The 15372-nt window shown below is 45.1% G+C and carries 13 protein-coding genes; all 13 read right to left on the bottom strand.

Annotation, left to right across the window (positions count from 1 at the left end):
- Positions 1 to 40: 40 nt before the first annotated feature.
- Positions 41 to 3505 carry a DNA polymerase III subunit alpha gene (gene dnaE / locus GVO62_RS08375; protein WP_159118559.1) on the bottom strand — a complete coding sequence of 1155 codons (3465 nt, stop codon included), beginning with the start codon at positions 3503 to 3505 and terminating at the stop codon, positions 41 to 43.
- 4 nt (positions 3506 to 3509) lie between these two features.
- A complete protein-coding gene (rnhB, locus tag GVO62_RS08370; RefSeq protein WP_201282649.1) occupies positions 3510 to 4082 on the bottom strand; it encodes a ribonuclease HII in 573 nt (190 codons plus the stop codon).
- On the bottom strand, positions 4075 to 5223 hold the full coding sequence (gene lpxB, locus GVO62_RS08365; RefSeq protein ID WP_159118558.1) for a lipid-A-disaccharide synthase: 1149 nt from the start codon (positions 5221 to 5223) through the stop codon (positions 4075 to 4077). Before lpxB ends, rnhB begins: the two co-directional genes overlap by 8 nt.
- Positions 5224 to 5225: 2 nt before the next feature.
- A complete protein-coding gene (gene lpxA / locus GVO62_RS08360; protein ID WP_105932273.1) occupies positions 5226 to 5996 on the bottom strand; it encodes an acyl-ACP--UDP-N-acetylglucosamine O-acyltransferase in 771 nt (256 codons plus the stop codon).
- A 1-nt stretch (position 5997) separates the two neighbouring features.
- Entirely contained in the window at positions 5998 to 6447 is a 450-nt protein-coding gene (gene fabZ, locus GVO62_RS08355) for a 3-hydroxyacyl-ACP dehydratase FabZ (RefSeq protein WP_105932351.1), read from the bottom strand.
- A gap of 193 nt (positions 6448 to 6640) precedes the next feature.
- On the bottom strand, positions 6641 to 7156 hold the full coding sequence (locus GVO62_RS08350; RefSeq protein WP_105932274.1) for an OmpH family outer membrane protein: 516 nt from the start codon (positions 7154 to 7156) through the stop codon (positions 6641 to 6643).
- Positions 7157 to 7217: 61 nt separating this feature from the next.
- Positions 7218 to 9695 carry an outer membrane protein assembly factor BamA gene (bamA, locus tag GVO62_RS08345; protein ID WP_159118557.1) on the bottom strand — a complete coding sequence of 826 codons (2478 nt, stop codon included), beginning with the start codon at positions 9693 to 9695 and terminating at the stop codon, positions 7218 to 7220.
- Positions 9696 to 9753: 58 nt separating this feature from the next.
- Positions 9754 to 11106 carry a sigma E protease regulator RseP gene (rseP, locus tag GVO62_RS08340; RefSeq protein ID WP_159118556.1) on the bottom strand — a complete coding sequence of 451 codons (1353 nt, stop codon included), beginning with the start codon at positions 11104 to 11106 and terminating at the stop codon, positions 9754 to 9756.
- Complete coding sequence (gene ispC / locus GVO62_RS08335; protein ID WP_159118555.1) at positions 11100 to 12287, bottom strand: 1-deoxy-D-xylulose-5-phosphate reductoisomerase; 1188 nt, start codon at positions 12285 to 12287, stop codon at positions 11100 to 11102. The genes rseP and ispC overlap by 7 nt, the downstream gene beginning before the upstream one ends.
- Entirely contained in the window at positions 12287 to 13150 is an 864-nt protein-coding gene (locus GVO62_RS08330; protein WP_159118554.1) for a phosphatidate cytidylyltransferase, read from the bottom strand. Before GVO62_RS08330 ends, ispC begins: the two co-directional genes overlap by 1 nt.
- Positions 13151 to 13204: 54 nt before the next feature.
- Positions 13205 to 13987: a polyprenyl diphosphate synthase gene (gene uppS, locus GVO62_RS08325; RefSeq protein WP_159118553.1), complete on the bottom strand. Its 783-nt coding sequence runs from the start codon at positions 13985 to 13987 to the stop codon at positions 13205 to 13207.
- Between the two features lie 9 nt (positions 13988 to 13996).
- Positions 13997 to 14554 (bottom strand): ribosome recycling factor, encoded by a 558-nt coding sequence (gene frr, locus GVO62_RS08320; RefSeq protein ID WP_159118552.1) that lies wholly within the window; start codon positions 14552 to 14554, stop codon positions 13997 to 13999.
- 23 nt (positions 14555 to 14577) lie between these two features.
- Positions 14578 to 15315, bottom strand: a complete 738-nt coding sequence (pyrH, locus tag GVO62_RS08315; RefSeq protein WP_105932280.1) for a UMP kinase — start codon at positions 15313 to 15315, stop codon at positions 14578 to 14580.
- Between the last annotated feature and the right edge of the window lie 57 nt (positions 15316 to 15372).

Below are 15372 nucleotides of genomic sequence, written 5' to 3'. Positions count from 1 at the left end.
TATACAAACGCGAGATGTCCAATCTAACGAACTCTTACCCTTAATGGTAGAGAATTGATACGGCTTTGTCTCCCAAACATTGTTTGAGATCGTGTAAAAGTTGGTCTTCAGGGGTAACGTACCATCTTGCACCACACGCCAAGGTAACTTCAGCGTCCGGATGGGTTACCGCTAACTGAACAGGACAACTTCCACCATTAAATGCCTGCAGGATAGATTGCATCTGACTCATTTTCTTTGGTTCAAGCAACTGGGTATCAATATTAAGCGCCAGTGCTCTCGCGTTTTTCTCTCGTGCTTGAACAATGTCCATTACATCACGGGCGGTGATTGTATTGCCCCCAGAGAAATCATCAAAGCTGACCTGTCCCTTTATTAGCAATATTCTGTCAGTTTCTAACACGCTTTCGAACTGTTCGTACATATCGGGGAAGAAACGTACATCTATTCTGGCACTCTTATCATCAAGTGTCACTATCGCCCAACGACGCCCTCGTTTGTTCGTCATAACACGAACGCCAAGTACTAAACCAACCGCGCTAGCCATTTGATCTTTATTAGTCGGTTTTAAATCAACTAAGCGACCATCGGTGTAATAACGTAATTCTTCCGCATACTGATTTATGGGGTGGCCCGTCAAGTAGAGCCCTAAGGTATCTTTTTCACCTTCTAGCCACACTTTTTCTGGCCACTGCGGTACATCTGCAAAGGCTTGTTTAACCTCGTCGGGTTCAGTAGTTAAAAGCCCAAACATGTCTGATTGACCAAACGACTCCGCCTTAGCATGCTGTCCCGCGGCGGCAAGGGCATCAGGTAAAGTAGCCATCAATGTAGCGCGATGTGGACCTAAGTTGTCCATAGCGCCTGCAAGCACTAACTTTTCTAACACCCGTTTATTAACGCGCTTAATATCAACCTTCGCACAAAAATCAAAAAGATCTTTAAATGCACCTTGGGTTTCGCGCGCTTCGATAATGGCTTCAATAGGACCTTCACCTACCCCTTTAATTGCACCAATACCGTAGACAATGCGGCCTTCGCTATCGACGGTAAATTTGTATTTACCCGCGTTCAAATCTGGCGGCAGTATTTCAATGCCCATGCGCTCGCATTCATCCACAAGCGTCACGATTTTATCGGTGTTATCCATATCCGCCGACATTACCGCAGCCATGAATTCCGCAGGATAATGCACTTTCAGCCAAAGGGTTTGGTAAGACACCAACGCATAAGCGGCTGAGTGAGATTTGTTAAATCCGTAACCTGCGAACTTTTCTACCAAGTCGAAGATTTTCATCGCAAGATCAGGGTCAATGTTATTGCCCTTGGCGCCTTCAGCAAAGGTACCGCGCTGCTTAGCCATCTCTTCCGGCTTTTTCTTACCCATTGCACGGCGCAGCAAGTCAGCACCGCCCAGTGAGTAGCCCGCCATTTCCTGAGCAATCTGCATTACTTGTTCTTGATACAATATTATACCGTAGGTAGGCTCAAGAATTTCTTGAAGACACTCGTGTTGATATTCCGCATCGGGGTAAGATATTTCTTCACGACCATGCTTACGGTCAATAAAGTTATCTACCATGCCTGATTGAAGCGGTCCAGGACGGAATAGGGCTACCAATGCGATGATATCTTCAAAACAGTCCGGCTTAAGGCGCTTGATCAGCTCTTTCATGCCTCGAGATTCAAGCTGGAATACCGCCGTTGTCTCGGCGTTTTGAAGAGTTCGAAAACTCTTAGGATCTTCAAGGGGAATAGCGCTGATATCTACATCAACATTCTTGCCTTCCTTGATCATATCTATTGCCCACTGAATGATCGTCAGCGTACGAAGACCCAAGAAGTCGAATTTAACAAGCCCTGCTGTTTCAACGTCGTTTTTGTCGAATTGGGTTACTGGGTTCTTACCTTCATCGTCACAATATAGCGGCGAAAAATCTGTGATTGTCGTTGGCGCAATAACAACGCCACCGGCGTGTTTACCCGCATTACGGGTTACCCCTTCAAGAATACGGGCCATATCAATGAGGTCTTTAACTTCCTCATCACTTTCATAAACTTCTGGTAGTTGTGGCTCAGCTTTAAACGCCTTTTCAAGCGTCATGCCCGGATCTGGTGGAATAAGCTTTGAAATTCTATCTACAAAACCATAAGGATGACCAAGTACACGGCCTACGTCGCGCACAACCGCTTTTGCCGCCATTGTACCGAATGTAATAATCTGCGATACCGCCTGACGCCCGTAAAGTTCAGCAACGTGGTCGATTACCTCGTCTCGTCTATCCATACAGAAGTCGACGTCGAAGTCGGGCATAGATACACGCTCTGGGTTCAAGAAACGTTCGAATAGCAAGTCGAATTCAAGCGGGTCTAGGTCGGTAATTTTAAGGGCATAAGCTACCAGTGAACCCGCACCGGAACCACGCCCAGGCCCTACCGGAATACCGTTATCTTTACTCCACTGAATGAACTCCATAACGATAAGGAAGTAGCCTGGGAAACCCATTTGGTTGATAACTTCTAGCTCAATGCGAAGTCTGTCATCGTACTCAGGGCGCTTGGCTTTGCGCTCTTCTTCATCAGGAAAAAGAAACACTAACCGTTCTTCGAGCCCTTCTTCAGACACCTTAACCAAGAAGTCTTCGGTGGTCATGCCACCTGTTGGAAACTGAGGTAAGAAATACTCGTTTAAGCGAACCGTGACATTACAGCGTTTAGCAATCTCAACCGTGTTTTCAATGGCTTCTGGAATATCGGCAAATAGCTCAACCATTTCTTCACTTGTGCGAAGGTACTGCTGGTCGCTATAGCGCTTAGGGCGGCGATTATCATCTAACGTATAACCGTCATGGATACACACACGAATTTCATGTGCGTCAAAGCCTTCTTGGTCAATAAAGCACACTTCATTAGTGGCAACGACAGGCATACCGCGCTGCTCAGCAAGCTCTACCGCACGGTGCAAATAATCTTCTTCACCCTGCCTACCTGTTCGAATAAGTTCTAAATAAAAGCGATCAGGAAAGTGAGTTTGATAGAAATCGACAGCGCTGTCTAAAAGCTTGGGATTGTTTTTCGTTAAACCTACGCCCACATCGCCATGCTGAGCACCGGAGAGGATAATAACCCCTTCGCTATGCTCAATAAGCCACTCTTGATCAATCACCGCGCGATGAGCCAAATGCCCCCGAAGATAGGCTTTAGATATAAGAACCGTGATATTCTTATACCCTTCGTTATTCATTGCCAATAAGGTGAGTCTGAATGGCTCATCGCCAAACGTTTCGTTAGTTACCCAAAAATCTGTACCAATGATCGGCTTAATGCCTAGGTTATGTGCTTCGGAGTAAAACTTTACCAAGCCACACATATTCATTTGGTCGGTTATCGCCACCGCGGGCATCTCAAGCTCGGCAACCTTCCCCAATATAGGCTTAACTTTATTTAAGCCGTCCATCATCGAATAATCGCTGTGAACACGTAAATGAATAAATGGCGATGACATGGTGTTATTTCTCTTCAAGTAACGCTTTAACGGGCTTAAAGCTTTTACGATAGCAATCTAAAATGCCATATTCAGCAATGGCTTCAAAGTGAGCTTTGGTTGGGTAGCCTTTGTGCCCTGCAAAATTGTACTGTGGATAGGCTTCATGGAGCGAAATCATGTCGTTATCGCGTTCTACTTTAGCGATAATAGAAGCTGCTGAAATTTCAGCATGAAGGCTATCTCCTTTTACGACAGCCTCAGACTCATAATTCCAAGCGGGCACGCGGTTTCCATCTACGCGCACAAAATCCGGCCTCACAGATAAGCCTTCAACTGCACGGACCATCGCTAACATTGTCGCTTGAAGAATATTGAGTTTATCGATCTCTTCTGGACTGGCTCTACCAATATTCCAATAGAGCGCTTTCTCACGAATTTCTTGAGCGAGCGCTACCCGTTTCTTCTCGCTGAGCTTTTTAGAATCAGTGAGACCTTCAATTGGATTCTCTGGGTCGAGAATAACCGCGGCAGTGACCACATCACCTACCAGTGGTCCGCGCCCCACTTCATCAACACCGGCAATTAACTTATGCAAACAATTCCTCCACGACAGCTTTTGCTGCTGTTTTATCAGCATTGCATTTTAGCGTATGGTGGAGGTCGGTGAAACGGGAAATAAGGGCTGAATTGTCACTTTCGAAGAAGTTGAGTAACTGATTGCTCATATTCTCTGCATTGACATCATCTTGGAGTAATTCAGGAATAATCGCTTCATTAGCTAATAGATTTGGCAACGTGAAAAACGGCGCTTTATATAAACGCTGCATTATTTTGTAAGTGAGCGGTGCAAGTAAATAAGCGGCTACCATTGGGCGCTTACACAACATAGCCTCTAACGTAGCCGTACCTGAAGCAAGCAAAATAACATCACTTGCGATCATCGCATCACGGGAAGTACCTTGTGTTACGTGAATAGGTAAACGCTCCTCTGCGTTATTGGCTGCAAGCAATAGTGATTTTATCTGCGCAAAACGATGCTCGTTTGCAGCGGGAATAAGAAACTGAATATCACTACGCTTCGCATGGATAGTTTCAATGGTTTCTAAAAACACCGGAAGTAGCGTATCCACTTCACCACGACGGGAGCCGGGAAGCACAGCTAGAACTGGCGCAGCTTCGTCTACACCAAGCGTCTTTCTTGCCGCCTTTTGGTCTGGTTCTATGGCAACAGCATCAGCCATTGTGTGCCCCACAAAGGTGTAGGGAACATTATATTTGTCGTAAACCTGCTGTTCGAAAGGAAATAAACCCAATACGCGATTAGCCGCTTTCGCTATCTTGTGAATCCTTTTCTCACGCCACGCCCACACCGTAGGACTTACATAGTGCATGGTTTTGATACCGCGGGCTTTGAGGGCTTTCTCTACTCTCAAATTAAAATCAGGCGCATCAATTCCCACAAAAATATCTGGTGGGTTTTGTGCAAAGTGAGCGAGAAGCTGTTTTTTGACTTTTAAAATAGCAGGTAAATGAGAGAGGACTTCAACAAGCCCCATTACTGATAAGGTTTCCATGTCGAAAAGACTATGGAAACCTGCTTCTATCATGTTTGGACCGCCAATACCCTCGATGATAGCATCAGGATATTGACGTTTTAGTTCTGCAACCATTCCAGCGGCAAGCACATCACCAGAGGGCTCTCCGGCAACCATGCCGATACGAATTGGCTTAGACATAATTAGCGAATGATGCCTCGCTTAGCGTCTTGCAAAAACTTAACCATTAATGCCACACCATCAAATTTATCAGCAGGCTCGGCAAGCTTTTCAATCGCTTCATCAATGGTATTTCCTTCGCGATAAATAGCTTTATAAGCACGCTTTATCTCAAGTACCTCTTCTTTCGAAAAGCCTCTACGCTTAAGGCCTTCAGAGTTTATTCCTTGAGGAATGTTCTTTTGCCCACTTACCATCACAAAAGGAGGAACATCTCTTAAAATGATACCGCCGGCACCTAAGAAGGCGTGTGCACCAATCTTGCAAAATTGGTGAATGCCTGTAGCGCCGCCAACAATAACAAAATCGTCGATGTGAACGTGCCCTGCCACTGCTACATTATTGGCGATAATAATATCGTCACCTAGCACGCAGTCATGGGCGATATGTGCGTTAGCCATAAACAGACCACGAGAACCAATGATGGTAATACTGTTATCTTGGATAGTGCCTCGGTGAACAGTTACGCCTTCACGAAATTCGTTGTCGTCACCGATAACAAGCTCAGTAGGCTCGCCCGCATACTTTTTATCTTGGCAGTCTTCACCGATTGAAGAAAACTGATAAAACTTATTATTTTTACCGATACGCGTAGGGCCGCGTACCACCACATGTGATTTCAGAATACACCCATCACCAATGGTGACGTTGTCGTCAACCACGCAAAAGGGACCAATGGTGACATTCTCACCAATCGTTGCACTTTCTGAAATTACCGCAGTAGGATGGATCACGTTACGCTATCTCTCTCATCGCACACATAAACTCTGCACAGCAAGCAATGTCGCCGTCGACACTTGCAGTACCTTTAAATTTCCAAATCCCTCTGCGCTCTTTAACCAGAGCAACATCAAACTCAAGCTTGTCTCCAGGAACAACTGGACGCTTAAAGCGTGCATTGTCGATCCCTGCATACAAGTATAACTTATCATTATTACCCATGGTCTTGAATCCTAAAACACCGGCGGCTTGGGCCATGGCTTCTAAGATAAGGACGCCTGGGAATATAGGCTGCCCAGGGAAATGCCCAGTGAAACAAGGCTCATTAATAGTAATATTTTTATAAGCCTTTACAGACTCACCCAGAACATAGTCTGTTACACGATCAACAAGCAAAAATGGATACCTATGTGGAAGTAACTCCAAAATTTCTTGAATTTCGATGGTATTGAGTGAATTGGCCAAAAACTTTCTCCTGTATACAAGCATGACCCATGACTATTTCATACCAATGCGGATAATTGATTGGTATTTGGTCAAACTCGCCGTAAAAACTAAAAACGGCGGCAACCATACGCTGTTAAGCGCAAAAAACAAATCAGACCAACACCTTTCGGAAATTGGCCTGATATATTTCACGACTGTTTCAAACCGTCGATTAGTTAGCTTTGCTAACCTGCTGAAGTACTTGCTCAGATAAGTCGTGCTCTTCTTTTGCAAATGCAACTGCGCCAGAGTTAAGCACTAGGTCGTAACCTTGCTTTGCTGCTACAGAGTCAATAGCCTGTTTGATAAGGCCAAGAAGCTTATTGCGTTCTTCGTTGCTACGACGTTGGATATTCTGCTGTAAAGGCTGACCTTTTTTAGAAAGCTCTTCACGAACTGACAAGATTTTTTGTTCAAGTTCTTTCTTTTCGGTATCGCTCATCGTCGCCGCATCGCGTTGAAGACGCTCCGCGTAAAACTGACCGTCACGCTGAAGTTGATTCACTTCTTCAAGCTGATCTTTAAACTCAGCTTGAATAGCGTTTTGTATTTCAGCAGCTTGAGGCATTGCTTGGAAAATACCTTGAACGTCTACTACAGCGACTTTCTGTTCAGCCATTACAGACGTACTTACTAAAGCGCTACCCAACATTGCTCCTGCAACGATATGTTTAACCAACTGTTTCAAAGGGAACTCCTTTTGTAAATCTTGTTATAGAGCGCGATTATTACACGCTCGCTTTAATGTTTTAGAAAGTTTGACCGATATTGAAAGTGAAGAATCTTGCATCGTCACCATCACGTTGCTGTATCGCTTTCGAGAAGCTGAATACCATCGGCCCCATTGGAGATATCCACTGAACCGATATACCTGCCGAGCTACGATACAGACTCCAGTCAGAATAGTCTAATAGCTCGCCTCTCTGTGTTGCGGCCACTTGAAACTGACTGTAATAGTCATAATCGAACTCAGTATCCCATACGTTACCTACATCCACAAACAAACTTGTGCGAACAGAGTTATCCATATCTTCTTCTACAAATGGCGTTGGAACTATGAGCTCAACACCACCGAGTGCCATGGCGTTTCCACCTAAGCTTCGCGTAGACCAAGATAATTGTGCATCTGTTGGATCGCCTGGGAAAGCTTCACCGTCTGGCCCCACGATACTACCCGCGTTTCCAAGGAATACCCCCCTTGGGCCCACTGTATTGTTCTCGAATCCACGCAGTGAATCCGCACCACCTGCCGTAAAGTTCTCAGTAAACGGTAGTATTTGCTCGTTGCCGTTTATATCGCCATAACCGTTACCATACCCTAGACGCATACGCGCCAAGAATGACCAACGCTGGTTGCGCGATAGTGGGAAGTACCACTTACCATCGAATACGGTTTTAAAGTAATTAACGTCTGAGTTAGGCGTAGTAATACTAACAGAGGCACGCTGTGATGAGCCCGCTGTTGGGAATAACCCCCGGTTTAATGTACTTCTACTCCAGCTTACGCTAGCTAAATAACTGTCGTACTTAATAGCAGCATCAGGGTCTTCACCGTTGGTAAACTGATTGTAGAACTGCTCAGTCTGTTCATAATAACCACGGTTGAACAACTCAACATTACTGTAAGTCAATCCAAAGTTTATACGGTTAAATTCGTTGATAGGGTAACCTACGTTCGCGCCGATAGACCACCGTTTCGAGTTATATTGAATAACGTTGAAGTCAGAGCCATCAAATTCACTGTAGCCTAAACTTCCGCCCAAACTAATGCCGTCAATAGTAAAATAAGGGTCGTTGTAAGTTATTTGCGCGCTTCGCTGATACGACACTGTGCTAAGGTTAAGACCAATACGCTTACCCGTACCCAAGAAGTTATCCTGTTGGATACCCGCTTGTAAGCTGAGTTTTGTTCTGTCGCCGTAGCCGATACCGGCATTGAACGAGCCAGAAGGCTGTTCTTTAACGTTGAAATTAACATCAACTTTATCTTCAGAGCCCGGGATTCGAACTGTTTCAAACTCTACATCTTCCATGTAGGTAAGACGAGAAAGCTGGTTTTTAGAAGATTCAAGTAGGTTATTAGATAACCACGTACCTTCCATTTGGCTTACGTTCTGACGCAACACGCTATCAGCGGTTACAACGTTACCGTTGAACTTGATGCGATTTACGTAAATACGCTTACCTGGGTCAACTGACAACGTCAGTTTTACCGTTTTGTCATCATCGTTAATTTCAGGAACGGTAGTCACTGTTGGATAAGCATAACCAAATCGCCCTAAGTACTTACTAATGAACTCTTCTGTATAGGTAACTTCTGCTTGGTTATAAAGTTCGCCAGTAGTGAGGGGAAGCACCCTTTCGATGTACTCTTCGTGGCCCAGCACATCACCCACTAGTTCAACTTCAGAGATAGTGTATTGCTCACCCTCAGACACATTCATCGCAATGTAGATACCAGATTTTTCTGGCGTCATTGATACTTGTGTAGAGTCTACGTTAAAGCGAAGGTAGCCGCGATTCAGATAATGGTTACGAAGCGTTTCCATATCGCCTTGCAACGTTTGCTGCTGATAGCGAGTTTCAGATAAGAAGTCCCACCATGGCGTATCATATTGCAGTTCGAAAGCTTCCATCAGCTCTTCGTCTGAGAAAATTTCGTTACCGACGATATTTATTTGTTCGATTTCAGCAGCATCGCCTTCTTCAAACAATAACTTTAAGTCTACCCGGTTACGCGGTAAAGGCGTAATGATGGCGGTCACATCAGCGTTATATTTGCCGATGCTGTAAAAGAAATCTTTTAAGCCGTTCTCAATTGAGGTCAATACTGTCTTATCAAGCGGCTCACCGATACGAACGCCATTACCGTCCAAACTTTCTTGAAGCTGCTCATCTTTAATATCATCGTTGCCTTCAAAAATGATATTACTGATCGTTGGACGTTCAGCAACACGCACAACTAGCGTATTACCATCACGAAGAATTTCAACGTTTTCAAAGTGAGTTGAAGAGTATAACGAGCGAATAAGCTGCGTTACCCTAAATGTATTGAGCTCGTCGCCAACCTGAACGGGCAAGTAGGTTAAGGCTGCACCTAGTGCAACACGTTGCAAACCTTCAACGCGAATGTCTTCAACGACAAATTCACTGTTTTGCGCCGCAGCGTTGGCGAAGCTAGCACTGGAAAGAATGGCTCCGGCTGCTACTAACTGTTTTAACTTCATCTATTTTTCTTTTCCTGGCCGCGTTTTGTATTAGCTGTTTTGTACTTCCTGATTTCCATCAGGTTATGCGAGCGATATCGTTAAAAATTGCGATACCCATTATCATAAACAGAAGCACGCCACCTATTCTGTAACCCCATTCCTGCACGGCTTCAGGCACAGGTTTGCCTGTGATCCACTCCACGATAAAAAACATGAGGTGACCACCGTCAAGCATGGGCAAGGGTAATAAATTTATAATGCCTAAATTCACGCTTATTAAGGCAAGAAAACTCAAGAAGTACGCAAGTCCATACCCAGCACTTGTTCCCGCACCTTGAGCAATTGAGATAGGTCCGCTTAAATTCTTCACCGACACGTCGCCAGTAATGAGCTTCCCTATCATTTCGACACTCAGTGTCATAAGACGCCACGTTTTATCTAACGCCTTCCCAATAGCCTCTATAATGCCATATTGATGCGTAAACACATACCCCTCAGGCCAAGGCTCAAACGTTGGGCTAACGCCTAGATAACCACTTTGCCCTTGTGGTGTATCGCGGCGCGCTATCGTGGCATTTAACGCAAGTGTTTGTCCATCCCTTTCTATTTCGAGCAATATTTGCTCTCCTGGGCTTTCAACAATCTCTTCCACTAAACGTTCCCACGACTGCAGCCTATTACCGTTAAGCGCTAACAGTTTATCACCAGGCTGCAACCCAGCCTGTTGTGCTGCACTTCCCTCACCGACAAAGCCAACGGTTAATGTTGCATCAGGGCGGTAAGGGGTTAGCCCTAAGCTGCTTAAAGGAGACTCGCGATCTGGGTCAAAGTTCCAAGCATTCAGCGTAAAACTCAGTTCTTTTTCAACATTTGATGGATTTTTAACCGTAACACTGGCTTTTTCAGCGCCGATATTTGAGACAATTTCTAAATTAACCGCTTCCCAATCTGGTGTAATTCTATCGCCTACCTTGATAATTTCATCGCCTGGCTTAACGCCTGCGATAGCTGCAATACTATTGGGTTCGATGGTTTTGACCACAGGTTTCACGGTATCTAGTCCAACTAAATACATTACCCATAACGCGAAAAAGGCAAATATAAAGTTGACCCCAGGTCCAGCCGCAATCACCGCCATGCGCTGCAATACCGGTTTATTATTAAAGGCCTTGTCTGCTAGTTCAGGTGGTACATCGTCAATACGTCCGTCAAGCATGCGAACGTATCCACCAAGCGGGATCATAGCAATGACATACTCTGTGCCAGATTTGCTTAACTTACGCCAAATTGGCTTTCCAAAACCTATTGAGAAGCGTTCTACCTGTACACCGCATTTACGGGCAACATAGAAGTGCCCCCACTCGTGAACCGCAACTAAAATACCTAAGGCAACAATAAATGCGCCTAGGCTCCATAAAAATGCTAGCACTGAAATTTTCCTCGAATAATCTCGTCAGCTTTCGCTCTCGCCAAACTGTCTTGCTCTACTATTTGCTGTATCGAACTAACCGATACATAGGGCATGGCGTTTAATGTGGCTTCGTTCACTTGAGCGATGTTAGAAAACTGAATCTTTCCTTGAAGAAACGCCTCGACGGCCACTTCATTAGCAGCATTCATCCTTGTCGTCGCACATTGCCCTTCTTTACAAGCATCAATCGCGAGCTTTAAGTTGGGGTAGCGTTCGAAACAAGGAGTTTGAAAACTAAAATTCGCCATATTAGAAAAGTCGAGCGGATCGACTCCCGCCTCTATTCGCTCAGGATGCGCCAATCCATAAGCGATAGGCGTGCGCATGTCAGGGTTGCCCATTTGCGCGATAACCGAGCCGTCAACGTATTGCACCATAGAGTGAATAATACTTTGTGGGTGAATAACCACATCGATGTCTCCGGCTCCCGCACCAAACAGCCAACAAGCTTCAATAAACTCAAGACCTTTGTTCATCATGGTTGCCGAATCGATGGTTATTTTCCTGCCCATAGACCAATTTGGGTGAGTGCTCGCTTCATCGATAGTGATTGAAGAAAAACTACTTAAAGGTCTTTCTCTGAAAGGACCGCCTGAGCCCGTTAGCAGTATTTTATGAATGCCGGATGCCGCAAAATTACCGTACTCATAATCGTGCGGAAGGCATTGAAAAATGGCGTTATGCTCACTATCAATTGGAAGAATTTTGGCACCGCTTTGATTAGCCGCATCAATAAAAAGTGCCCCCGACATAACGAGCGCTTCTTTATTTGCAAGTAAAACCCGTTTACCAGCCTTTACTGCTGCTAATGTAGGAAGAAGACCTGCTGCGCCAACAATTGCAGCCATCACTGCATCAACTTCCGGCGCGCTTGACACCTCTTCAAGCGCTTGACTTCCCGCTAATATTTCAGCGTCGACACCATATTGAACTGCAAGTTCACAAGCTGCTTGATAATGCGACTCATCAGCGACAACTACATAGCGCGGCGAGCTTTTTTGGGCTTGCTCCATAAGCAATTTAAGCTGTGAATTACCCGTGATAGCAAAAACACGATACTTTTCTGGGTGACGGTTTATAACATCTAACGTATTACAACCAATGGAGCCTGTGGCCCCTAAAACGGTAACTGTTTGCATTACGCCATCCAAGTTACATAGCAAAACGCAAATACGGGAAATGCCGCTGTTAAGCTGTCAATTCTATCAAGTACGCCACCATGCCCAGGAAGAATTTTACCGCTGTCTTTTATACCAGCACAACGCTTTAGCATACTCTCGTTCAAGTCACCTAATGCCGAAACGGCAACCGTAATACCACCTATAGCGAGATGAAGCCAAATGCGAGATGGCTCTACCTGATAGTGGAGTGCCGCAAAAGCAATAATAGCGAACGAAGCAGCAATGCCACCTAATAAGCCTTCTAAACTTTTACCAGGCGACACATTAGGGCGCAGCTTATGGCGACCAAATTTCACACCTACAAAGAATGCACCTATGTCGGCAGCCCATACAATACCGAGTACATAAAAGATAAGCGATGCACCATAGAAAGGGTCAACATCATGCAAACTAGTGCGAAGTGCAACCACAGCCACCCAAGTTGGAATTAATGTCAGCGCGCCAAACAAGGTTCTTACACTGCGGCTGTCTTTCCAAAACTTTGAGTATTTAGGATAGGCAAGCACCATAAACAACGAGGCTATCCACCATAATACAGCCACGGTAAGTATGGCGCGGTACAAACCATGAAGTTGGCCTTGATACCAAATCATACTTGCATCAACAATCAATGAGAGTGCAATGCATATGGCAAAAGCACCCGCCATATAAATGAGCTTCTTAGGGCGTTCACACACGCCCGACATGTTTGCCCATTCATAAGCGCCTATGCCAACCACGCCAGCAATGGCTATTTCGAACCAAAAAATGGGAAGGAAAAGAATAGCGTAAAGCGCCAGTGGCGCTAGGATTAATGCAGTTATTATTCGTTGTTTTAGCATAATTTGCCCTTGGCTTTAGTTACCAGGGCTAGCCTGATAATTGCCTGCATGGTGTTAACCATCGGCTGTGACTACCTGTTCACCGGTTAGACCGAAACGACGTTGGCGCACATTGAAATCGTCTACGGCTAATTGAAATACGTCTTCGTTAAAGTCAGGCCAAAGTACGTCTGTGAAGTACAATTCGGCATAGGCACACTGCCACAGCAGGAAATTACTAATACGGTGCTCGCCGCCAGTGCGAATGAGAAGGTCTAACTCGGGAAGGTTAGCCGTTGAAATATGCGCATTAAATGCGTCTTCATTGATGCTCTCAACATCAAGTTCACCACTTTTCACTTGCATCGCAAGATTTTTAGCAGCATTGACAATGTCCCATCTACCGCCATAGTTTGCAGCGATATTTAAAACTAAGTCTTTGTTGTCTTTAGTCATGTCTTCGGCTTTGCGAATTTTTTCGACTAGCTTAGCATCAAACGCTTCAACATCACCTATGACCTGCAAACGCACACCGTTTTTGTGTAATCGTTTTGCTTCACTATTAAGGACAAGATTAAACAAGTCCATCAATACACTGACTTCTTCCTCAGGACGTTTCCAGTTTTCACTTGAAAACGCGAATAGCGTAAGTGACTCAATACCGTTTTGACGTGCAAAGCGCACAACAGAACGTACAGACTCTACCCCGGCCTTGTGGCCAAAGGTACGAATTTTCCCTTTCTTTTGCGCCCACCGACCGTTGCCATCCATAATGATCGCAACGTGCTTCGGGCCAGCAGTGACTGCCGGCACCTCAGCTTTCGTCGATTTGGCTGCGCTAAAACGCTTTCCAATCATAATACTTACTTAAACTTCCATTAGTTCTTTTTCTTTGTCAGCAAGCATGCTGTCGACTTTCTTAATGAAATCGTTAGTAATAGATTGAATGTTCTCTTCAGCTGCACGGCTTTCATCTTCACTGATCTCTTTTTCTTTAAGAAGATCTTTAATGTCGCCATTAGCGTCACGACGGATGTTACGAATAGCAACACGACCACCTTCAGCTTCGTTGCGAACAACACGAATAAGATCTTTACGGCGCTCTTCTGTAAGTGGAGGAAGTGGAATACGAATTGAACCACCCGCACTCATTGGGTTAAGGCCTAAGTCAGACTGCATGATCGCTTTTTCTACTGCTTGTATAGCACTCTTGTCGAATACAGTAAGCGCTAATGTACGACTGTCTTCAGCAACAACGTTAGCCACTTGCTTGAGCGGCGTGTCTACGCCGTAATAAGGTACCATGATGCCGTCTAGAAGGCTTGGATGCGCACGACCTGTGCGAATTTTGCTGAATTGGCCTTTTAATGCAAGTAGGCTTTTCTCCATGCGCTCTTGCGCATCTAATTCAATTTCATCAATCACGTTTTGTATCCTATTGTTCTTAATTAATCGTTGTCAGCGTGGCGAATTACAGTACCTTCTTTCTCGCCCATCACAACACGCTTTAGGCAACCAGGCTTATTCATGTTGAATACGCGAATAGGTAGGCTGTGATCACGCGCCAAAGTGAACGCAGACAAGTCCATCACTTTAAGTTCTTTTTCTAATACTTCTTGGTAGGTCAGCTCGTCATAAAGCGTTGCTTCTGGGTTTTTCACTGGGTCATCGCTATAGACACCGTCCACTTTAGTCGCCTTTAGTACCGCATCGGCTTCAATTTCGATGCCACGTAAGCAAGCCGCAGAGTCTGTAGTGAAGAAAGGGTTACCCGTTCCGGCAGAGAATATAACAACACGACCTGATTTTAGTAAGCTAATCGCTTCTGCCCAGTTGTACGCATCGCACACGCCATTTAGCGGAATAGCTGACATCATACGAGCATTTACAAATGCTCGGTGAAGCGCGTCACGCATGGCAAGACCATTCATAACGGTTGCCAACATGCCCATGTGATCGCCAACAACACGGTTCATACCCGCTTTCGCTAGCCCTTCACCACGGAACAAGTTACCACCACCGATAACAAGACCAACTTGAACACCAAGTTCAACCAGCTCTTTAATCTCTTGTGCCATTCTATCTAACACTTTAGGGTCTATGCCAAAGCCTTCAGCCCCCATTAGGGCTTCACCACTGAGCTTTAACAGAATGCGTCGGTATGCTGATTTTGGTGTGATACTCATAGTTTGAATTGTCCTCGTAAACCCGGTTTGTCCTATGCCTTTCGGCGCATTATACGC

Source organism: Alteromonas sp. KUL150 (genome assembly GCF_009811475.1).
In the GTDB taxonomy this organism is placed as follows: domain Bacteria; phylum Pseudomonadota; class Gammaproteobacteria; order Enterobacterales; family Alteromonadaceae; genus Alteromonas; species Alteromonas gracilis.
Note: the sequence above shows the minus strand (reverse complement) of the source record. Positions and strands in the feature narration are given on the sequence as shown.

Coding starts and splice junctions, on each gene's coding strand:
- bamA (WP_159118557.1), bottom strand. CDS start 9,695: ATGAAGTTAAAACAGTTAGTAGCAGCCGGAGCCATTCTTTCCAGTGCT.
- dnaE (WP_159118559.1), bottom strand. CDS start 3,505: ATGTCATCGCCATTTATTCATTTACGTGTTCACAGCGATTATTCGATG.
- ispC (WP_159118555.1), bottom strand. CDS start 12,287: ATGCAAACAGTTACCGTTTTAGGGGCCACAGGCTCCATTGGTTGTAAT.
- lpxB (WP_159118558.1), bottom strand. CDS start 5,223: ATGTCTAAGCCAATTCGTATCGGCATGGTTGCCGGAGAGCCCTCTGGT.
- GVO62_RS08330 (WP_159118554.1), bottom strand. CDS start 13,150: ATGCTAAAACAACGAATAATAACTGCATTAATCCTAGCGCCACTGGCG.
- pyrH (WP_105932280.1), bottom strand. CDS start 15,315: ATGAGTATCACACCAAAATCAGCATACCGACGCATTCTGTTAAAGCTC.
- uppS (WP_159118553.1), bottom strand. CDS start 13,987: ATGATTGGAAAGCGTTTTAGCGCAGCCAAATCGACGAAAGCTGAGGTG.